Genomic DNA, 21354 nt, shown 5'->3' on the forward strand with positions numbered 1-21354 from the left:
AGAAGAACTAATAAAGGAGTCGGGTCATGACAGAATCAAATATCCCAAGCTTTTGGGCGGAAAAATGGAAAGAACATGGTTATGAAACGCCAACTGAGATTCAAAGTGCGATGTACCAACCAATCAAAGACGGCGCGGATGTACTCGCAGTATCACCAACTGGAACGGGGAAAACAGTCGCTTATGCACTGCCAACCCTTGAAAAAATAGAAGCAATTCCAAAAACACAATGGCTTGTTTTAGCGCCATCTCATGAATTAGTTATGCAAATCACGGAAGTAATCCGTTCGTGGTTACCAAGTGATGAACTGACAGTAATCTCTTTAATCGGAGGAGCCAATGTAAAACGGCAAATCGAAAAATTAAAGAAAAAACCACAAATTATTGTAGCCTCTCCAGGTCGTGCACTTGAACTAATCAAACAAAAGAAAATAAAAATGCACGAAATTAAAACGATTACTTTAGATGAGTGTGACCAATTACTTCGCCAAGAGAACTTCAAAAGTACTCTAGAAATAGTTGAAAGTGCTGTGCGCGATCGTCAATTGACATTAGTATCTGCAACAAAACTCGAAAATCCTGAAGCCTTTTTCTTACAAACAGAAAAAACGCCAGTGATGCTTGAAGTAACAGCGAAACCAGAAGAATTAACAAACGTAGAGCATTTATACATGGATGTGGAGTCACGCGACAAAGCAACTCTTTTACGCCGAATTTCTCATATTAAAGACATGCGCGGCTTGGTTTTTGTGAAAGATAAACCACGTATGGAAATTTTATTAGAAAAACTACATTATGATAAAGTAAAAGCAGCCGGAATTCACGGTGAAATTCGTAAAGAAAAACGCAAAAAATATTTGGACGACTTTAAAAAAGGTACGTTAACTTATTTAATCGTGACAGATGTAGCGGCGCGTGGGCTAGATATAGAAGACTTACCATATGTCATCCATTATGACTTAGCAGCAAGCGAAAAAGAGTATACACACCGCTCTGGTCGTACAGGACGGATGGGGAAAACTGGTACAGTAATTACTTTTGCCAATCCTCGTGAAATCAGAACGTTAAAACAATATTTAACTATCCATCATCTAAAAGGGAAACAAGTTCGTTTTTATCAAGGAAAACTTCTCGACGGAGCGGTTCCAGAAAATAAAATTGCTAAAAAAGCAAGCAGACCTCCAAAACAAGTTCAAAAAGGCAAAAAAGATGAAACGAAAAAACCTTTCCGAAGCGAAAAACCAAGTGGAGGAGCGGGAAGTCGTAAAGAAAAACCTACTAACTCCTCTAAAACAACACGGAATAACAAACCAAATAAATTTAATAAAAAACCAAATAATTTTAAAAAATCATAAGCTGTCGCGAATGTTTTTCTCTCTTGATAGATTGAAAAGCATTCGCACTTTTTTTTACTTAATTTTTATCGTTGCGAGTATGCTATTTAAAAAGGTATAATGGAAACATAGAGTTTTAAAAAGGAGTAGAGTAGATGTCTAGTAGAAAAGAAGAAGTCCTCCAACTTCTAAATGGAAAAGAAGAAAAAGTATCTGCTGCAGATGTCGCAGAATTGCTTCAAATGGACCGAGCAAACGCTAGTCGTTATCTAAATGATCTTTTTAAAGAAAAAAGAATAGACAAACTTCCTGGGAAACCAGTATTTTATCAGGCTTTAAAAACTGCTTCTAAAATAGAAGAAGTAGCAGGGAGCTTCCAAGAGTCCGCATTTGGAAGATTAATTGGGTCGGAAGATAGTTTGAAAGTAAGTATACAACAAGCAAAAGCAGCAATACTTTATCCACCAAATGGACTTCATAGTTTGATTTTAGGTCGGACTGGGACAGGGAAATCCCTTTTTGCGGAATGTATGTACCAATTTGCGAAAGAATCTCAAACTATTCCAGCTGATGCGCCATTTATATCCTTTAACTGTGCCGATTATGCGCAAAACCCGCAACTTTTATTCGGTCATATTTTTGGTGTTATAAAAGGAGCATACACGGGAGCAGAAGAAACTCGTGAAGGTTTACTAAAAAAAGCAGATGGCGGGATTTTATTTCTAGATGAAATTCACCGTTTACCCCCAGAAGGACAAGAAATGCTCTTCACTTTCATTGATAAAGGCGAATTTCGACCACTTGGGGAAAGCGCTAACGTTCATCATGCGCAAGTGCAAATCATTGGTGCAACAACAGAATCACCAGATAACTTTTTACTAGAAACGTTCACTAGACGTATTCCGATGACAATCACCTTGCCATCACTTGCTGAAAGAAACTTAGAAGAACGTTATCAATTAGTCGAGTTTTTCTTAAACCAAGAAGCAATCAGGCTACATCAATCCATTCGCGTGCACCGAAAAGCACTCATTGCCTTTTTACTTTATCATGCAAGTGCCAACGTTGGTCAATTGCAAAGAGATTTAAAACTAGCGTGTGCCAAAGCCTTTTTACATTATAAAACAAAAACAGCTAATTATATTCTAATCGAACAAGATGATTTACCTATTCATGTCCAAAAAGGACTACTACATTTAAAAGATGAACCAGAGAAATTAAACCGCTTAATTGATGTTAATAAAGCGATTTTTAAATTTGTTGATACGAGCGATGCCTCTGCGGAAGTGGAAGATGTGCACGATGTTTACCATGCCATCCAAGAAAAAGCAGACCAGTTAATGAAAGAAGGTAAAGACCAAAGTGAGTTGGAAGAAGCACTTTATGTCGATGTGGATCAATATTTCCACGACTATATGGTCCAATTACCAACCCACCAAACAGCCAAAGAAATTATCGCGCCAGCAGTTTGGGAATTAACAGAAAAAGTGTACGCAATGGCAGAAGAAAAATTAAATCGTAAATATAATGAAAAAATGAAATTCGCTTTTTCCTTACATTTACAAAGCACCATTGAGCGTGTTCGTGAACAAAAACATATTATTCACCCGGATTTAAATAATATTCGTAAAAAATATCCAAAAGAATTCCAAGTCGCAATTGACCTATCCGCTTTAATTGAACAAGAACTTAGCATTGAAATTCCTTTTGATGAAATCGGATTTTTAACAATGTTTTTGACAGAGGAAGTAGTAGATACAGCACTTTCTCAGGAAAATCAAGTCGAAGTAATAGTCATGATGCATGGCAGGTCCACTGCAACAAGTATGGTTGAAACCGTGCAAGAGTTACTAAGCATTGAAAGCGGAATTGCCCTCGATATGCCTCTAACAGTTGAAGTGAAAGCGATGTATGAAAAACTAAAACAAACCGTCGTTAAATTAAATCCTGTCAAAGGTGTGTTGATACTTTCTGATATGGGTTCACTCACTTCATTTGGAAATATGCTTACAGAAGAGCTCGGCATCCGCACGAAAACAGTAACGATGGTCAGTACACCTGTTGTACTTGAAGCAATGCGAAAAGCATCTTTAGGTCGTGGTTTAGAAGATATTTACCAAAGTTGTGAGCAATTATTTGAAAATAAATATAAGGCCCATGTTTTACGAGCTAAGCCAGTCAAAAATGCTGTAATCTTTACTTGTTTTACTGGTGAAGGGGTAGCCGAACAACTGCGCAAAGTCGTAGCACCAATTATCGACGAAACGAAAATCGAAATTATCGTGTTACAATTCTTGCATAAAGAAGCTTTCAGAGAGCGGATCGATCAACTGATGGAAGAGTATAATATTTTAGCAATTATGGGTTCAGTTGCTTTTGAATATCGCGACATTCCATTCTTTAGCGCGCTTGAAGTACTATCAGAAGGCGGTTTAGGAATTGTTTCCAGAATTTTAAACGATGAAGTACCTTATGAAAAATTAATCGCCTCATTAGAAGGAAATTTACAAGCCGTGAGTTCTGCTGAGCAACTTGTTTATTTCCTAAGAAAAGTGATTTCAGAACTACAGCTGCAACTTAATGTGATTCTTGAATCTGGTGTAGACATCGGCATGATTCTCCACTTGGCATTCCTTATCGAGCGTGTCAAACTGGGCGCGGTGGATAGAGAGTTCCCGGATTTAAATGAATTTGCTAAAAATCATATGGTTGAAATGCAGATTACGCAACAAATGATGGAAAACGTTGAAATTGAGTATGATATCGTCATCCCGCAATCAGAAATTGCTTATTTAACTCAGATGATGCTCTCTAATCAGGTGGAAGTTAACTAGAAAAAACAACCTGCCAAGTGTGTATTGTCTTACACACTTGGCTTTTTTACTTGTGTAAGTGGAAAGTTCGTACAGTAGCAACTTATAAGAAGAAAAGTTGGCACATATCTTGCATATTATATATACGTGCAGCTTTTCAAACTAGGAGGTTTATTAAATGAAAAACATCATGTTAGTTTGTTCGGCCGGTATGTCCACAAGTCTTCTCGTAAAAAAAATGACAGAAGCTATCGAAAATAATCATGTAGATGCCACTGTAATTGCAGTTGCAGAAGCTGATTTTGATAAGTATAAGGGCAATGTAGATGTAGTTTTACTTGCTCCACAAGTTCGTTTTTTAGAGAAGAATTTGAAGCGGGTACTGGATCCGCTGGGTATTCCAGTTTCAATCATTAATGGTATTGACTACGGAACAATGGACGGCGAAAAAGTGCTAAATGATGCACTAGCAATGATTAATAAATAACCTCGAGTTCGATACTGCTTGAAGAGGAAAAAGACACAGTTTTGATAAATGAAAAGGATGTGTAAACAATGGAATTAGAACAAACAATTATGCAATTAATCGTACACGGGGGTAACGCCAAGAGTGACGCAATGTTAGCTATCGAAGCGGCAAAAAAAGGGGATTTTGACGTTGCAGATGAGCAAATCAAAAATGCAGAAGCGGCACTACTTGAAGCGCATCATTCACAAACTTCATTAATTCAAGGAGAAGCGCGCGGCGAAAAAGCTGAAGTTTCTTTACTGTTAGTACACGCACAAGACCACTTAATGAATGCTATTACTTTTAAAGATTTAGCAAAAGAAATTGTTGATTTATACCGTTCTAAATAAGCTTTTGAAGGGATGATTTAAATGAGAAAATTAGGAATATCCGTATTTCCGCAACACGTAGCGCTTGAAGAATCATTAGAATATATTGAAACAGCTGCAAAATATGGTTTTAGCCGTATTTTCACATGTTTAATTTCTGCTAATGACGAAGCGGAGTTTGCTAAATTAGAAACAATTTGCAAACGCGCTAAAGAACTAGGATTTGATGTTATTGCTGATGTTGATCCGACTGTATTTGAATCGTTAAATATCACTTACAAAGAATTAGATCGTTTCAAAGAGCTTGGACTAGCTGGCCTTCGTCTTGATTTAGGATTCTCCGGTTCAGAAGAAGCCGCAATGTCGTTTGATGATACTGACTTGAAAATTGAATTAAACATTAGTAATGGTACTCGTTACGTTGAAAATATTTTATCTTACCAAGCAAACGTAGGAAATATCATTGGGTGTCACAACTTCTACCCAAGAAAATATACTGGTCTTTCCAGAGAACATTTCTTACGTACAAGTAAACAATTCAAAGACTTAAACCTACGTACAGCTGCTTTTGTTTCTTCTAACAGTGGCGAATTTGGTCCTTGGTTTGTTGTGGACGGCGGACTTCCAACAATGGAAGAACATCGCGGAGTAGACATTACTGTTCAAGCAAAAGATCTTTGGAACACTGGTTTGATTGATGATGTCATTGTAGGTAATATGTTTGCTTCAGAAGACGAATTACGCGCTTTAAGCGAATTAAACCGCAATGAATTACAACTCGCTGTTGAATTTTTAGATGGTGCAACAGATGTCGAAAAAGAAATTGTCTTAACACAAAAACATTTCAACCGTGGCGATGCTTCCGAGTACGTTTTACGCTCGACAATGACGCGTGTTAATTTCAAACAATACGATTTCCCAGCACATGACACAAATACCATTGCAAAAGGCGATGTAACAATCGACAACGACGGCTACGAACGCTACAAAGGCGAAATGCAAGTAGCACTTCAAGAAATGGAAAACTCCGGCAACACCAATATCGTTGCTCGAATTGTTCCAGAAGAGCGTTATTTACTTGATACCATTCTACCATGGCAACATTTTAGATTGGTTGAGAAGAAGAAATAATAAAAATTATAAGTTAAAAAACGTCTGCAATCAACATTGAAAAATGGATTGCAGACGTTTTATTTTGTCGAAAATTAATACGTTGCTTGATTTATTCGTTACATTTCCCAATCAACCCATACAAAAACAACTGCACTATCTCCGCTTGTTTCTCCTCAAGTTCTTCCTCTGGGACTGTGAAACCTAAACCATTAATTGCTTCAATAAAAAGTTGAATAGATTGATCCGAAAGACGGCTATCAATAATTTTTTCTTGCTTGCCGATAGCGATATATTTCATATAAATCTCATTTTTAAGTGCATTAATATTATTCACTAACAGCGTGATAAATTGCGCGTCTTTACTCGCTTCTTGCGATATAAATTTACTTAAAGACAGATTTATTTCTGCATTACAGAGCTGGAGAGCCCGCTCTAATTTTTGCGTAAATGTCCCTTCTGATGCTAAAATCTCTTCCGCTAAAGTAATGGTATCTTGCATAATAATGCGAGCACATTCACCAACAAGCGCTTCTTTACTTCCAAAGTAATTATAAATAGACACTTGCGAAACATCTGCGAGACTTGCAATATCTTTAATACTTACATCAGAAAAACCTTGTTTTCCAAATAAAGAAAGGGCTGCCTGAATAATTGCAGTCTTCTTTTTTAGTGTTCTTTTTTCATAATTATTCATGTCCTAAACACTTCCCTAAGCTAATCTTATCATTAGTAATAATATAACATAAAAGCGTTTAATTTGAAATATGAAACAGTAAATTTCAAAAGTTATTGACTTGTAAGGTGGGATTATTATACAATGGTTTTGAAATATGATTGCAATTATTTCAAAACAAAAGAGCCGTGAAAGGACTTTAATTATGATAAAAATAACAAAAAGAAAGAAAATAACCCTAATCATTTTGGGAGGTGTCATCGGTTTGAGTTTTATTTTATATAAACCTTTAATTAATTATTTAAGTGAACAAGCGGCGAATCCGCGTGGGATAATTGGTGAAATCACTACGAAAATATGGTCATCCTATTTTGAAGATTTGAGTAAGTGGACAATTAGTAATACTGAACTAAGCGATGTTACTCATGTATTAGATATTGGTTATGGCGGGGGCTCCAATGTTAAAAACCTAGCTGAACTAAATAAAAATTGGACTATTTACGGAGTGGATATTTCTGAAGAATCTTATAAAACAGCTACAAATTTGAATAAAAAAGCAATAAATAATGGAAAAGTAAAACTATCAATACAAGATGTCGCGTTGATGAATTACCCGGCGGATTTTTTTAATATAGTTTATGCCATCCAAACGCATATGTACTGGGATAATCCCCAAAAAGGATTTGAAGAAATCTATCGGGTAATGTCACAAGACGGTGTTTTAATAGTATCGTCCGAAAAAGACAAAATTGATTATCATATGGACGAATATAAAACAACTGCCACACTAACATTACTCTTGAAAGAAATTGGCTTTAGAGAAGTAGTGGAGAAAGAAAAGGGAAAATGGGTTTTGTATACAATCAGAAAATAATTGCGAGTTATAATATCTTTTGAAATTTATTTTATACAGATGTTTTAAATGACGATTTGGGTTGGAAAGGTTTAGGAATTGTAGATGGTTTTGACATAGGACAAACTGCGAATCCCAACAAGCAATTTGCTTTAAATATATTTTGTGTCGTTGTTGTTGAAGAAATAGGTATCAAAGTAATTAAATCAGCTCTAAGAAATAATAGTTGTGATTATACTAGAGTAAAAATTGCTTCCAGACCATTTTTGGATGATGCTGAATATGCTTTAAAATTTTCAGCAAAGAAAAATGATTTAGATTTTTATGATGAGTAAAGTTTCAAAATAATGATTGTAAAAAAGCCAAAATACTTGTTAAATCAAGGATTTTGGCTTTTGGGGATACAGATATAAGGAATCAAACTACGAACTAATCCCTAGGATGGACAAGTTATATCTGTTTAACTATTAACGCTTGGTATTTAATTGCTTTTTTGATATAGTTTCTATATAGAAACTATATCGAGGAGGACAAATAAATGATCCAGTTAGAAAATGTACTAAGAGATTTACAGTGTGAATTGGTCGCAGAAAGGACTAGAAATAATCCGAAAACCATTAGTTGGCTTCAATACGATATCTTAAATCTTCTTAATTCAGAGTCCGAGATGCTTCCCTCTAAAATCAGTATTTTACTTGGAACTAGCAGAACAAAACTATCAAAGGCATTAAAAGAATTAAAAATAATGAACTATATTAAACAGAAGCCAAATGATAAAGATGGTCGGGAGTTACTAACTTTTCTAGCAAAAGACGGACACCAATTACTAGCTCAAATTGATAGTGGACACGCTCATCTTTTACAAGTTGCAAATACAGTTTTTGAAACGGAGGAAAAAGAGCAATTTAAATCCCTAGCGGAAAAATATTTGAATGCGCTTAAATTAGAGAGGTTGAGAGATTATGAATAGGTTTATTTCAATAGAAGGAGCCAAAACAAATAATTTAAAAAATATTTCTCTTAAACTTCCTAAATATCAAATCAGTGTCGTAACTGGTGTTTCAGGTTCAGGTAAGTCTTCCTTAGTTTTTGATACTCTAGCTGCTGAATCTCAAAGGTTATTAAATGAAACATATTCCAGCTATATTCAACAGCTACTCCCACATTATCCTCAACCAATCGTCGATAAAATAGAAAATTTACCAGTTTCTATTGTAATTAACCAAAAAAAAATAGGTGGGAACGCTCGCTCAACAGTAGGTACTGTAACAGATATTTATTCAAGCTTAAGACTCTTGTTTTCAAGAATTGCCACCCCTTTTATTGGATATTCTATGACATACTCGTTTAATAATCCTCAAGGAATGTGTGAGACATGCAAGGGATTAGGTGAGATTAAACAGATTGATATATCCAAACTGATTGATTTTGATAAGTCTTTAAATGATGGAGCAATTGATTTTCCTACTTTTCAACCAGGTGGTTGGCGACTGACTAGGTATACAGAATCAGGTAATTTTGATAATGATAAAAAAATTAAAGACTACAGTAAACCAGAATTGGATCTTCTATTAAACAATCATGGAAGCCCCCCAATTACTCCTACAGAAAAATGGCCAAAGACTGCAACTTATATTGGAGTTATTTCAAGAATCACAAAAAACTTCGTTGAAAAAGATAATGATAAATATAGTACGCAATTAAATCAAATTTTAGAAGTTAATGAATGTCCAAGTTGTCAAGGAACTAGAGTGAATAAAATAGTTCGTTCTGCAAAGATTAATGAAAAATCTATAGCAGATTGTGTAACGATGCCTGTTTCTGAATTAATAGTATTCATTAAAAAAATTCAATCTCCTATCGTTCAGATAATTTTGGAGGATTTAATTAAAAAACTAAAAAGTTTGGAGGATGTTGGCTTAGGCTATTTATCTCTCAATCGACCGACTTCAACACTTTCTGGAGGAGAATCTCAGAGAATAAAAATGACCAAACATCTGAATAGTGCCCTTAGTGATGTTCTATATATTTTTGATGAACCTAGCATTGGGCTCCATCCAGAAGATATTCATGGAATCTCAAAAATAATTAAGGGACTAAAAAACAAGGGAAACACGGTAGTGCTAGTTGATCATGATCCAGATATCATAAAAATTGCAGACCGCGTAATTGAGATAGGTCAAGGTGCGGGTGATCGAGGTGGAAATATCACCTTTGAAGGAACTTATGAAGAATTATTGAAATCAAATACAGTTACTGGGAGGGTGTTATCCGACAAGGTAAATATCAATACAGAAAGGAAAAAATTCTCTAGTCATTATTTGCTAGAGAATGTCAGTTTACACAATGTCACTAAGGCCTCGGTAAGGATACCGAAGCAATCATTAACCGTTGTAACCGGAGTAGCAGGTTCTGGTAAGAGTACTTTGATTCGGTACCTTTTTAAAAGTAAATATCCTGAAGCAAGTATCTTAGATCAGAGTCAGATAAGAGGCAGTATTCGTTCTAACGCCCTTACCTATCTTAATGTATTTGATAGAGTTCGAAGTATATTTGCTCATCATTCAGGTAAAAGCATATCCCTGTTTAGCTATAATGGCAAAGGTGCATGCCCTAGCTGCAAAGGGAAAGGGTATATCAAACTCGACTTAGCCTATATGGGAGATGTGGAACAAATTTGTGAGGAATGTCATGGAAAAAGATTTAATAGTGAGGCTCTTTCTGTTCAAAAGTATGGCTTGACGATTTACGATGTTCTACAATTGCCAGTTAATAAAGCAATAACTCTATTTGAAGATAACTTATTAAAGAAAGCTATGCAGGATCTCATTGATGTTAATTTGGGTTATATCAAACTCGGTCAGTCTTTGGATACGTATTCTGGAGGAGAACTTCAACGATTAAAGATAGCTAAGGTAATTCACCAAGATAGTTCTAATTTATTAATATTAGATGAACCATCAACAGGGCTACATGAAATTGATATTGATAAGTTACTTCTTTTGTTTAATAAACTTTTGAAAAAAAATAAAACATTGATTGTTTTAGAACACAATCTTAAAATTATTAGTAATGCTCAGTGGATTATTGATATGGGACTACGTGGAGGAAATTTAGGAGGAAAAGTAATATTTGAAGGGTATCCAATCGATTTATTAAAAATAAAAGATTCATTAACAGCAAAACATTTACAAAGTTATATAAAAGATAATAAATAAATTGACTCTTATGTCTTAATAGTTTTTTTGAGTATGGGATTTTAATGTAAGGTGTAAGGAAAATGCCTCTTTTCTTTACATCTTCTTTTTTTAAAATTTTTTCATATAGTTTTTTTATGAAATAAATCAAGTGTTGACATTAAACTATGGTTCAATGTTAATCTATATTCAGGAGGTGAATAGTACTCATGGTTACAATTAAAACAGTTGCAGATAAGTTGGAAATACCTATTTCAACTATCAGATATTACGAAAAAAACGGCTTACTTGATGTTAAAAGAAGTGAGAATAGTTATCGTGAATATGGAGAAGATGATGAGGAAAAAATAAAACTTATTCTCGTGATGAAATATTCTGGGTTTTCTATTAAGGAAATCAAAGAGTTACTATCATTAAATAATGAGTTAGTATTAGAAGATGATTGTGTTGACCAAACCAATCAGATGATTTTGAAGAAAAAAAGTGAAATGCTAGCAAAAATCGAGAATTATAAAAAAGTTGTAGAGTTACTAGATTTGATGAAACCAATAGCTACTGCAAAAACTACAGTAGAAAGTAAACTTGAGCTAGAAGAACAAGTTAGTAAAATTTACAATAATACAATTAAGGAGAAGTGAAATGAAAACTACAATTATTATTGGACACCCATATCCTAAAAGTTTTAATTATGCAATTTTAGAAAAAGTTAAAAACAAAACAAATGCAACTATAATAAATTTGGTAGAGGATAATTTTAATCCTGCAATGTTATCGGATGATTTAGCAGGATTTTCTAGAGGACAATATGCAGATCCTCTCGTGGAAAAATATCAGGATATTTTAAAAATGACGGAAAAGCTTATAATAATAACTCCTATTTGGTGGTATGGGCTCCCTGCTTTATATAAAGGATTTTTGGATAAAGTCATGTTAAAAGGATTTGCCTACAAGGAAGAGAAAGGTCGTTTAATTGGAGAGTTGACAAACATAAAAGAAACACTGATTATAACAACTTCAGAAGCACCTAAATGGTATATTAAATATTTTGCTGGGAACCCCATGAGAGTTTTGAGTAAGCGCGTATTCAAAGATATTGGATTAAAAAAGGTTAGGTGGATTCATCAAGGGAACATTACAAAAACTACACAAGATAAAAGGATTAAATTTCTTGATTATGTAGAAACAAAGCTCGTTTAATCCGGTATTTGTGCTCTTAGAAAATATGAATGCAACTAAATAGATACTATATCTCGTTTTTAAGAGTAACATATGAAATAGAACTAGAGTGGAAAGTTTGCTTCAAATTTTTACTTTTTATAATCCAAAAAGCAAAAAGAAAGTTTTATAAAAGTGGAGAAATCCCAATCATAAAAGAGTCTAATACTAAGAAATAAAGCCGACAAATATGAAGTTTTAAAATACTTCATGTTTATCGGCTTTTTATTTGGATAGTAACAAGTATATGTCTAATGGTCAATACATGAGTCACTATCAAAAGGGATTTCAATTGTAAGACTTTTAAATGAACTCTGCTACTTTTTATTTAAGTTTCCCTTAAAAATTATACTGCTTCCAATACTCTTTATAATTTTTTTATCCTATCAGCGATTTATTTCGCCCCAATCGCATATACACTCTAAAATGGGAATTAAAGTCTCACCTTTCTTTGATAAACTGTATTCAACTTTAGGTGGGACTTGGGGATATTCCTTACGTATAATTATTTCATTGGATTCTAATTCTTTTAATGCATTAGTAAGTGATTTAAATGAGATTTTTCCTATATATCTCTTGAGTTCATTATAGCGTAGGACTTTTTTTTCAAATAACCAAAACAAAATTATAATCTTATGTTTGCCACCAATCACAGATAGTGTATAACCAAACCCTGTATTTTCAATGTTTTCATTAGTTTGACTGCATCCTTGAATCATTTAACACTCTCCTTTTGTATAGTATCTAACTTTTATTTGCGTACTACTCAACATGGATAATATATCATATAATTACAGAGTAGTAAATATCTACAAATTTTAGAGTATATCGGAGGAAAATATGAAAACATTAATAGTAGTAGCACACCCTAATTTAAAAGATTCAAAAGTGAACTTAAGCTGGATTAAAGCGTTGCAAAAATATCCAGAGGAATTTGATATTCATAATCTTTACGAAAACAATAATGCGGATAGTTTTGATGTTCCCAAAGAACAAGAATTGATTGAAAAATATGATAAATTAATTCTTCAGTTTCCTGTATACTGGTTTAATGCTCCACCTTTAATGAAAAAATGGTTAGATGAAGTCTTTTTAGAAGGATGGGCATATGGAAAAAATAATAAAATGAAACAGCGTAAAGTTGGTTTAATTGTTACGGCGGGAATCAAAGAGAGTAGCTATAGTAAAGATGGTAGATATAAGCATACTCTTGAAGAAGTGCTCCTACCTTTTGAGATTACATTTAAATATATGGAAGCAGATTACAAAGGTTTCTATGCGTTTTATAGTGCGGAGTATGAATCAACAGCGATTAGAATAGATGATAGTATCCCAGGTATGTTGAAGTTCCTACGAAATATGTAGCCCTGTTATATAGGAGGAGTTATTAGTAAATAAAAGTGACTAGATATGAAGAATTTTACGATTCAAATTACGAATAAGAACAAAATTTAGTGAAAATTTTATCTAACTGTAACAACTTCTTTAAAGCTTTCATGTAAGTTATGTCTAACAAATAAAACCGTCAACCACTTCAAGGTATGCTAAGTCTTTCTAACATTATTTGTGAGCAAAATGAGAAAAATAAAAGAAAATCAGGCAAATATATAAAAAGCTGAAAACCCTTATTAGAAAGGGTTTTCAGCATAGTTTTTTACGTCCCCGACACGATTTGAACGTGCGACCTATTGCTTAGGAGGCAATTGCTCTATCCTGCTGAGCTACGGGGACTCGAAATGCAAACAACAGAAATAAGTTTACCAGAAATAAACATGAAGAGCAAGATAAATAAGCATTTGAAAAAGCGTATAGAATGCCTTTTCAAATGCTTATAAAATATCAAATTTTAGCTAATTTATCTACAAAAGCAAGTGATCTGCCAGTACCAATTGCGACAGATTCAAGCGGACTTGGAGCCATATGTACAGGAACATCAATTTCTTGCACCAGCCAGTCACGAAAACCTTGGAGAAGAGATCCGCCGCCACTTAAAATAATACCACGATCAACAATATCGCCACTTAACTCAGGAGGGCACATTTCAAGGGTATTTCGAATTGCTTCAAGAATACGTTGCAATGTCTCTTCAAGAGCGCTTTGTATTTCGGTAGAACTTACTTGAATTGTTTTTGGTAAGCCAGTGAGTAAATCACGCCCACGAATATCTGCTGTTTGAGCTACATGTTCAATTGGCGCAAACCCTAATTCCATTTTAATCCGTTCAGCAGTTGCTTGGCCGATTAAAAGGTTGTAGTTTTTGCGGATGTATTGAATAATTTCTTCATCCATATGATCTCCACCAGTTCGAACGGAAGTACTAGAAACGACACCACCATAAGAAATAATAGCAATTTCGCTCGTACCGCCGCCAATATCCACAATAACATTCGCAACAGGCTCAGCAACCGGTAAATCAGCCCCGATAGCAGCAGCAACAGGCTCTTCAATTAGAGCAACTGAACGAGCACCAGTGGATCTTACCGCGTCAGAAATAGCGCGACGTTCCACAGAAGTTGCTCCAGTAGGTGTACAAACTACGACATTTGGTTTTCTAACGCCGCTAGTTGAAATTCTTCGCATAATTTCGCGTAACAATCCGCTTGTTAAATCAAAATCAGCAATTACACCATCTTTCATCGGTCTCACAGCGGAAATAGAAGTTGGCGTTTTACCAATCATTTCTTTTGCTTCATGACCAATCGCAAGTACCGTACCATCATTCGTATTTAGCGCGACCACAGAAGGCTCATTCAAGATAATTCCTTTTTCTTTACTGTAAACTAAAATATTCGCAGTACCTAAATCAATCCCAATAGTTGTTGTTCCAAACATTCTCACACCTAACTTTCTATTAAAAATAACGAGTCAATTCTAGGTGTATAAATAACAGTATAGACTCTTTTCACCTTATAAGCATTATTTAAACATGCTTGACATCAAAAGGTAATTTAAACGCGCAATAAAGCTGGTGTTTTAGCCATTTCGTAAAAAAATCGTAAAAAAAGTAATCCAATCAAAAAACGACTATCCATCCATAGATAGTCGTTTTCATTAGGAAACTTTACGTTGTTTTTCAAATTCCGAATACATATAATAATAAATTAATCCACTAACGAGCGCTAAAACACCAATAATTGTAAATGTTCCAGTATAGCCAATTAAAGTAGAAAGCGTAATCGCGAGTGGGGCAATAACTTTACCAAGCGTATAACGGAGACCAGCAGCCGAAAAATACATTGCTCGCTTATCTTCCGGAGCTAATTGGGATACAAAGGTTTGTTGTAAACCTACAGTCATCAATTCCGCAAAGCTAAAGAGAATAATTGCGCAAATCGCACCCCACGGACCAGTGGAAATACCAAACAAGAATATGGCAACAGCATAAAGGAAAGACGAATTCATAAAGACAAATTTCTCTCTAAAATGGCTCATCCAGCGAGTAACAACCACTGTTAAAGCTGCCACAAAGAACCCGTTGATAGAAATAATTACACCAAACAGCTGCTCCCCAGTAAAATGAAACGCGAACAAGTTAGATGCACCGATAACTTCTTTAATATAAAGCGGGAATAGTAAATCCAGTTGCATAAACGACTGAGAAACAATAATGCCAGCAATAATATATAAGAAGAAAATCTTATCCTTAAAAATAACTTTATAATTTTTAAGTTGCTCCAATAAAACAGCTCCAATACTTTTCCGAACAACTTCTTTTTGCAAATCAGGATTAACTAAAAGTGGTGCTGTTTCATGACCAAATTTTTGTAGTAAAAAGAGTAATAATAAATCCGCGCAAACAATCGCAAGTAATGTTTCAGTCGTAAAATTATAAAATAGTACAGAACCCAGAATCGGTCCGATAACCACTGCGATATTAATCATCATGTAGAAAACAGAATAAATATGTGTCCGGTGTTCAGGAGGTACGACATCAGCAATCATCGCTTGACTCGCAGGCTGATAAAAAGCCATGAAAACACTGGCAATGGCAAACCCAGCAAAACTTAAGTAAGGAGAGTCAACTACATGGAGTGCACCTATTGCAAAAACAAGAAAACCGAAGCCTTCACCAATGACAGAAATACTCATCATCCGTTTTCTACCAAAGTTATCAGCGAAGTAACCTCCAAGTAATGCCGTAAAAACGGCTAACACTTGCGAAATAATCAGTAGTAAACTTGTAAGCTCACGCCCAATACTTTCAGAAAAATAAATTGTTAAAAAGGGGAAGACCATCCAAAACGAAATATCGAGTAGTGCTTCCCCAAAAAGCCTTACTTTTAAATTGATGTCCCAAGTTCTAAATTTCATCTAATGCACCTCGCTCTCTTCTATGAAAAATAACAAACGAAAACCCTTGAAAGCAAAGAGCTACAAGGGTTTTACGCAAAAGGTATAAGGTTTAAAAAAGGATTAGAATGCCCAATCACCTTTACGGAAAACAGGAACAACTTCACCAGATTCGGTTACACCATCAATGTCCATTTCAGAAGAACCAATCATGAAGTCAACGTGTGTCAAACTATTGTTTACACCAGCAGCTTCTAATTCTTCGCGAGACATTTCTTCGCCACCTTTAACATTAAACGCATACGCACTACCGATTGCTAAGTGGTTAGATGCATTTTCGTCAAATAGTGTGTTGTAGAATAAAATGCCGGATTGGGAAATAGGGGATGGATCTGGAACTAGAGCCACTTCGCCTAAATAGTGAGAACCTTCATCCGTTGCGATTAAATCTTTTAAAATTTCTTCGCCAGATGCAGCTTCAACGCCAACAATACGACCTTTTTCGAAAGTGATTTTGAAGTCATCAATAATATTTCCTGCATAACTAAGTGGTTTCGTGCTTGAAACATAACCTTCCACTTTTAGTTTATCCGCACAACAGAAAACTTCTTCTGTTGGCATATTGGCCATAAATTCATGTCCTTTTTTGTTCTTACTACCAGCGCCAACCCAAAGATGGTTTTTTGGAAGACCAATTGTAAGGTCAGTTCCAGGAGCCGTATAATGTAAAGAAGTAAATTGTTTTTCATTTAAACTTTCTGCTTTGGCAGCAAGTGTTTGATCATGATTTTTCCAAGTTTCTACCGGGTTTTCGGTGTTAATACGAGTTGTTTCAAAAATAGCTTCCCAAAGTGTTTCCATTTGTTCTGCTGGTGTTAGATCTGGGAATACTTTTGCTGCCCAACCTTGTGAAGCTGCTGCAACAACTGTCCAGCTTACGACATTTGCTTGCATTAACTCACGAAACTCGCTCATTGCGCCACCCATTGTTTTCTGGAAAGTGGCAATTTTGTTGCTATCTACGCCATTTAGTAAATCTGGATCTTCAGATGTGATTGAAATAAAACAAGCGCCTTCTTTGGCAAGTTCTGTTTTTTCTGCAACACGGTGAACCGGAGCGCTTTCAAAAACGCGTAGTGGAGCATTTTTGTAACGTAATGCGCCTAATTCTTCATCGCGCCAATCCATAATGACATCCTCTGCGCCTACTTCAAAAGCATATTTGGAAATAAGGCGCACTAGTGGAGCCGCGTCAACTGGAGCCATAATTACTACTTTCTGTTCAGGTTGGACGTTTACCCCAACTTTTACAATCAATTCTGCATACTTTTCTAATTTTTCACTAAATACTGTCATAATTAATCACTCCAATCTTTTTATTCAATACGAGAATTGTATCTCAATTAATGAGGTAAAGCAACCACGAGGCTACTGTTTTTGCTATTTTTAAATAAATAAAAAAGCAAGTCCGAAAAAGAGGACTTGCTTTAGAATTATCCTTTTAATGCCTCGACGAAAGTTTTTGCATAACTTTCTGCGCGAACAACATCTTCTTCGTCAGGATCAAGGTCTACTTTTAGCCCAGCAACTGGAACTGTAGCGCCTTGTTCTTTCAGACGAGTTTCAACTAAATCAACTGTTAAGCAATATTCATCATAAAAAGTATCGCCAGAACCGAAAGAAGCGCAAACTTTGCCGCTAAAATCAACGTCGGCCATATCTTCGTAAAAATCAACAAATTCATCAGGTAGTTGACCATCATCATAAGTGTAGCCACCGATTAGAGCGCCATCATATTCTAGTAAATCTTCAGGATCAACTGAAATACACTCTTCAATTTCAACTTCAATATCGTATTTTTCTAATTCTTCACCTAAAATGTCGGCAATTTCTTGTGTATTACCAGTCATGCTGGCATAAACGATCATAACTTTTGTCATTTTGCATCCCCATTTTCTGAATTTTTTATTGTTTAAAATGGCACAAACCAGTCTACCATTTTTTCAACTGATACATTCTATTATAAATGTCTTCAGAAAAACTGCAACCTTTTTTCCGGATTACTTTATTTCTAACGGTTTTCGAGCTATAATAGTAAATAGTGGAAATTTTAGAAGGGAATGAAAAGAATGATTACACTCAAATCAAGACGTGAAATTGATGAGATGAAAGCAGCGGGGAAAATCCTTGCCGATACGCATAAAGAACTAAAAAAAATCATTAAACCTGGTATTACTAGCTGGGATTTAGAAGTATTTACAGATGAATTTTTACGTAAAAATGGCGCAACTCCAGAACAAAAAGGGTTTGAAGGCTACGAATATGCCATTTGTGCAAGTATCAATGATGAAATTTGTCATGGTTTTCCGCGCAAACAGAAGTTAAATCAAGGCGATATTATTACAGTAGATATGGTCGTGAACTATCACGGTGCGCTTGCTGATTCAGCTTGGACTTATGCAGTAGGTGAAGTTTCTGATGAAGTGAAGCATTTAATGGATGTAACGCATAAAGCACTTTATCTTGGGATTGAACAAGCACAAGTAGGAGCACGAGTAGGCGACATTGGTCACGCTATCCAAACATACGTAGAGTCTGAAAATCTTGCTGTTGTACGTGAGTTTATCGGCCACGGTGTTGGACCTACTTTACATGAAAAACCAGATATTCCGCATTATGGTAAAGCTGGAAAAGGACTACGCTTAAAAGAAGGTATGGTTATTACCGTCGAACCAATGGTAAACATGGGCGCTTGGAAAGCAAAAATGGACGATAACGGCTGGACTGCAAGAACCGTTGATGGATCTTTATCAGCTCAATATGAACACACTTTTGCTATTACAAAAGATGGCCCAGAAATTTTAACGTATCAAGGCGAAAACGATTAATTAAACTAGTTAGCCAGATGCATTTAGAACAGAATTCGAGTAAAAACACTTGTAGTTATTACACTGTTTTACTTTGACGTTTTTTTCTAGGCATCTGGCTTTATTTTTTAGAGGTGGTGACAGGGCAATTGGGAGAAAAAATGGCCATCTGGCGAACGAAAAAACCAGCAACAAAACAAAAAATCGTGTCAGACCTGAAAAAAGCGGGTATTAAAGAAGGTGATACGGTTATTTTTCATGCCTCCATGTCAAAAGCACACTGGATTTGCGGGGGACCGGTGGCGGTGATTTATGCACTTCAAGAGACAGTTGGCATTAATGGAAATATCGTCATGCCAGCGCAAACTGGACAATTGAGCGATCCGGCAAAGTGGGAAAATCCTCCTGTTCCAGAAAGCTGGTGGAAAATAATCCGAGCAGAAACGCCACCCTTTGATCCATTAGTAACACCAACTCGCAGTATGGGCGTCATTGCGGAAACATTTCGAGCTATGCCGGATGTGGCGCGCAGTTTTCATCCATATCATTCGTTTTGTGCATGGGGGAAAGACAAAGAAGAAATTCTTGCTCACCAGCCTCTTGCGAAAAGTTTAGGGGATGATTCACCGCTCGGAAAGTTATATCAACTTTCGGCTAAAATCATTTTGTTTGGAGTGGATAACAATAATAATACTTCTCTTCATTTAGCAGAAGAACGGTCAAATGTGTTTCCGCTTATCGAAAATCAAGCTGCATTTTTGAAACAAGGTGAGATTGTTTGGGAGAAGTATCAGGAAATTGATTATAACAGTGAAGCGTTTATCGCGTTAGGTCGTACATATGAGAAAGAACGTGATTTTCACCCAACGACGATTATAGGAGCGCCAACTAAAATCTATGATATGCGTGATTTAGTAGATTTTGGGACCGATTATTTCCAAACAAAAAACCACTAAATAGTGGCTGGAATTTGTTTTATTTTCTAATCCGACGCAACTCTTCTGCAAATAATTGCATTTCGCGGGGGCTGAAATTTGATTTACGTTTAATTAGCTGATAAATATCAGTAAGTGCGTTATAATCAACAGAGTCAAGCTCGAGATTTTCAAAAACGCCAACATTCACCATTTTTAGTTTAGTAGTAATTTCTGCTAACATAAAATCTAAGTTTTCCTGTGAAGGGGTTTCAAGATTCATCTTTTTGCTCCTTTCAAGCTAATAGACAAAATTTTACCATAATAGAAGAAAAACTTCCAGATGAATGACTATAAAAAAGGGGGCCTTATCAGTGTGGAAAAAAGTAGTAAAATATATTAAACATAACGGAATTGTCCAAGTGGGCCAAACAGTAAGCGCACGAGTAGGGCGAAATGATGTTTCTGGGAATGCAGCACAGTTAGCTTATTATATGCTGTTTTCGATTTTCCCAATGCTTCTAATCGCGGCCACTTTGCTCGCTTATCTTCATATTGATAAAGATTCGGTTTTTAATATGATAAAAGAATTTGCACCAGATCAGATTATGGACTTTTTAGAAGAAAATTTAAATACCTTACTAACGCAGAAAAATGGCGGATTACTTTCTATCGGGATTATCGCGACTTTATGGTCGGCATCTAATGGTATGAATGCCGTAATGAAATCGCTCAATAAAGCATATGGAGTTACGAATAAACGGAATTATGTCGTACAACGATTATTATCGATGTTTTTCACTTTAGCAATGCTTGCAACGGTGGGGGCAACTTTGCTATTACTCGTATTTGGACAACAAATTGGAATGTTTTTAATTAACCATTTGAATTTCTCGGAAGACTTTCTTAGTTTTTGGAATAATCTTCGTTGGACTGTTACGCTCGTCGTTATTTTTGTCGTCTTTACCTTTTTATATTGGGTGGCGCCAAATAGACGTAGTACGTTAATTAGTGTTCTCCCTGGAGCGCTTTTTTCAACCATTGGCTGGACAATAGCTTCAGTTGGATTTGCGTATTATGTAAATAACTTCGGCAATTATTCCGCAACATATGGTAGTATCGGTGTGATTATTATTTTAATGTTGTGGTTTTACTTAACTGGTATTATTTTAATGATTGGCGGAGAGCTAAATGCAACACTTGCAATCCGTAAAAAGAAAAAAGAACTAGGCGAAATCAATTAAAAAA

At 35.4% G+C, this 21354-nt stretch carries 21 protein-coding genes, 1 tRNA gene and 1 pseudogene; 15 read left to right on the forward strand and 8 right to left on the reverse strand.

Features of this window, described 5'->3' with window-relative positions; genetic code table 11:
* Positions 1 to 26 precede the first annotated feature (26 nt).
* The 5 genes from AC4PG0_RS13980 (at position 27) to AC4PG0_RS14000 (ending at position 6115) form a co-directional block, all read left to right on the forward strand.
* Positions 27 to 1355, forward strand: a complete 1329-nt coding sequence (locus AC4PG0_RS13980) for a DEAD/DEAH box helicase (protein ID WP_010990977.1) — start codon at positions 27 to 29, stop codon at positions 1353 to 1355.
* Positions 1356 to 1489: 134 nt separating this feature from the next.
* Positions 1490 to 4168 carry a sigma-54-dependent transcriptional regulator gene (locus AC4PG0_RS13985; protein WP_185513307.1) on the forward strand — a complete coding sequence of 893 codons (2679 nt, stop codon included), beginning with the start codon at positions 1490 to 1492 and terminating at the stop codon, positions 4166 to 4168.
* A gap of 157 nt (positions 4169 to 4325) precedes the next feature.
* On the forward strand, positions 4326 to 4634 hold the full coding sequence (locus tag AC4PG0_RS13990; protein WP_003762761.1) for a PTS sugar transporter subunit IIB: 309 nt from the start codon (positions 4326 to 4328) through the stop codon (positions 4632 to 4634).
* Positions 4635 to 4702: 68 nt separating this feature from the next.
* Positions 4703 to 5005, forward strand: a complete 303-nt coding sequence (locus tag AC4PG0_RS13995; RefSeq protein WP_003722196.1) for a PTS sugar transporter subunit IIA — start codon at positions 4703 to 4705, stop codon at positions 5003 to 5005.
* Between the two features lie 21 nt (positions 5006 to 5026).
* The gene (locus AC4PG0_RS14000; protein WP_003768999.1) at positions 5027 to 6115 is read left to right on the forward strand and encodes a DUF871 domain-containing protein; all 1089 of its coding nucleotides are present in this window, start codon (positions 5027 to 5029) and stop codon (positions 6113 to 6115) included.
* 91 nt (positions 6116 to 6206) lie between these two features.
* Here the strand turns inward: AC4PG0_RS14000 and AC4PG0_RS14005 are convergent, their stop codons facing one another.
* A complete protein-coding gene (locus tag AC4PG0_RS14005) occupies positions 6207 to 6791 on the reverse strand; it encodes a TetR/AcrR family transcriptional regulator (protein ID WP_492167858.1) in 585 nt (194 codons plus the stop codon).
* A gap of 184 nt (positions 6792 to 6975) precedes the next feature.
* Between AC4PG0_RS14005 and AC4PG0_RS14010 the strand changes: the two genes are divergently transcribed.
* The 6 genes and pseudogenes from AC4PG0_RS14010 to AC4PG0_RS14035 all read left to right on the forward strand — a co-directional run bounded on the left by AC4PG0_RS14010 (position 6976) and on the right by AC4PG0_RS14035 (position 12017).
* Positions 6976 to 7644: a class I SAM-dependent methyltransferase gene (locus tag AC4PG0_RS14010; RefSeq protein ID WP_492167867.1), complete on the forward strand. Its 669-nt coding sequence runs from the start codon at positions 6976 to 6978 to the stop codon at positions 7642 to 7644.
* A gap of 35 nt (positions 7645 to 7679) precedes the next feature.
* Positions 7680 to 7958 (forward strand): annotated as a pseudogene (locus AC4PG0_RS14015) (hypothetical protein); the annotation flags it as partial.
* Positions 7959 to 8161: 203 nt separating this feature from the next.
* On the forward strand, positions 8162 to 8593 hold the full coding sequence (locus tag AC4PG0_RS14020; protein ID WP_031649413.1) for a MarR family transcriptional regulator: 432 nt from the start codon (positions 8162 to 8164) through the stop codon (positions 8591 to 8593).
* Positions 8586 to 10841: an ATP-binding cassette domain-containing protein gene (locus tag AC4PG0_RS14025; RefSeq protein ID WP_492167859.1), complete on the forward strand. Its 2256-nt coding sequence runs from the start codon at positions 8586 to 8588 to the stop codon at positions 10839 to 10841. The genes AC4PG0_RS14020 and AC4PG0_RS14025 overlap by 8 nt, the downstream gene beginning before the upstream one ends.
* Before the next feature lie 188 nt (positions 10842 to 11029).
* Positions 11030 to 11458 carry a MerR family transcriptional regulator gene (locus AC4PG0_RS14030; RefSeq protein ID WP_003767305.1) on the forward strand — a complete coding sequence of 143 codons (429 nt, stop codon included), beginning with the start codon at positions 11030 to 11032 and terminating at the stop codon, positions 11456 to 11458.
* Position 11459: 1 nt separating this feature from the next.
* Complete coding sequence (locus AC4PG0_RS14035; protein WP_003767303.1) at positions 11460 to 12017, forward strand: NAD(P)H-dependent oxidoreductase; 558 nt, start codon at positions 11460 to 11462, stop codon at positions 12015 to 12017.
* Positions 12018 to 12421: 404 nt separating this feature from the next.
* Here the strand turns inward: AC4PG0_RS14035 and AC4PG0_RS14040 are convergent, their stop codons facing one another.
* A complete protein-coding gene (locus AC4PG0_RS14040) occupies positions 12422 to 12754 on the reverse strand; it encodes a winged helix-turn-helix transcriptional regulator (RefSeq protein WP_031649410.1) in 333 nt (110 codons plus the stop codon).
* 121 nt (positions 12755 to 12875) lie between these two features.
* Between AC4PG0_RS14040 and AC4PG0_RS14045 the strand changes: the two genes are divergently transcribed.
* A complete protein-coding gene (locus AC4PG0_RS14045) occupies positions 12876 to 13400 on the forward strand; it encodes an NAD(P)H-dependent oxidoreductase (RefSeq protein ID WP_003767299.1) in 525 nt (174 codons plus the stop codon).
* A gap of 292 nt (positions 13401 to 13692) precedes the next feature.
* Here the strand turns inward: AC4PG0_RS14045 and AC4PG0_RS14050 are convergent.
* From AC4PG0_RS14050 to AC4PG0_RS14070, 5 genes are all read right to left on the reverse strand, one after another.
* Positions 13693 to 13766: transfer RNA gene (locus AC4PG0_RS14050), tRNA-Arg, on the reverse strand.
* 108 nt (positions 13767 to 13874) lie between these two features.
* Positions 13875 to 14867 carry a rod-share determining protein MreBH gene (gene mreBH, locus AC4PG0_RS14055; protein ID WP_010990971.1) on the reverse strand — a complete coding sequence of 331 codons (993 nt, stop codon included), beginning with the start codon at positions 14865 to 14867 and terminating at the stop codon, positions 13875 to 13877.
* Positions 14868 to 15086: 219 nt separating this feature from the next.
* Positions 15087 to 16346, reverse strand: coding sequence for an MDR family MFS transporter (locus AC4PG0_RS14060; protein WP_492167860.1), 1260 nt, complete (start codon positions 16344 to 16346; stop codon positions 15087 to 15089).
* Between the two features lie 102 nt (positions 16347 to 16448).
* Positions 16449 to 17681: an aminopeptidase gene (locus tag AC4PG0_RS14065; protein ID WP_003728252.1), complete on the reverse strand. Its 1233-nt coding sequence runs from the start codon at positions 17679 to 17681 to the stop codon at positions 16449 to 16451.
* A 137-nt stretch (positions 17682 to 17818) separates the two neighbouring features.
* The gene (locus AC4PG0_RS14070) at positions 17819 to 18265 is read right to left on the reverse strand and encodes a flavodoxin (RefSeq protein WP_003767289.1); all 447 of its coding nucleotides are present in this window, start codon (positions 18263 to 18265) and stop codon (positions 17819 to 17821) included.
* A gap of 189 nt (positions 18266 to 18454) precedes the next feature.
* On the opposite strand from AC4PG0_RS14070, the gene map reads away from it, so the two are divergent.
* Both map and AC4PG0_RS14080 read left to right on the forward strand, forming a co-directional pair.
* The gene (gene map / locus AC4PG0_RS14075; protein ID WP_003767285.1) at positions 18455 to 19213 is read left to right on the forward strand and encodes a type I methionyl aminopeptidase; all 759 of its coding nucleotides are present in this window, start codon (positions 18455 to 18457) and stop codon (positions 19211 to 19213) included.
* Positions 19214 to 19341: 128 nt separating this feature from the next.
* Positions 19342 to 20148 carry an AAC(3) family N-acetyltransferase gene (locus AC4PG0_RS14080; RefSeq protein WP_203574818.1) on the forward strand — a complete coding sequence of 269 codons (807 nt, stop codon included), beginning with the start codon at positions 19342 to 19344 and terminating at the stop codon, positions 20146 to 20148.
* A gap of 19 nt (positions 20149 to 20167) precedes the next feature.
* Here the strand turns inward: AC4PG0_RS14080 and AC4PG0_RS14085 are convergent, their stop codons facing one another.
* On the reverse strand, positions 20168 to 20389 hold the full coding sequence (locus tag AC4PG0_RS14085) for a DUF1128 domain-containing protein (protein WP_003768985.1): 222 nt from the start codon (positions 20387 to 20389) through the stop codon (positions 20168 to 20170).
* 91 nt (positions 20390 to 20480) lie between these two features.
* Between AC4PG0_RS14085 and AC4PG0_RS14090 the strand changes: the two genes are divergently transcribed.
* Positions 20481 to 21350, forward strand: coding sequence for a YihY/virulence factor BrkB family protein (locus AC4PG0_RS14090; RefSeq protein ID WP_003762733.1), 870 nt, complete (start codon positions 20481 to 20483; stop codon positions 21348 to 21350).
* The last annotated feature ends 4 nt before the right edge of the window (positions 21351 to 21354 follow it).

It is taken from the genome of Listeria sp. MAN/IMW/UF464, from assembly GCF_058683955.1.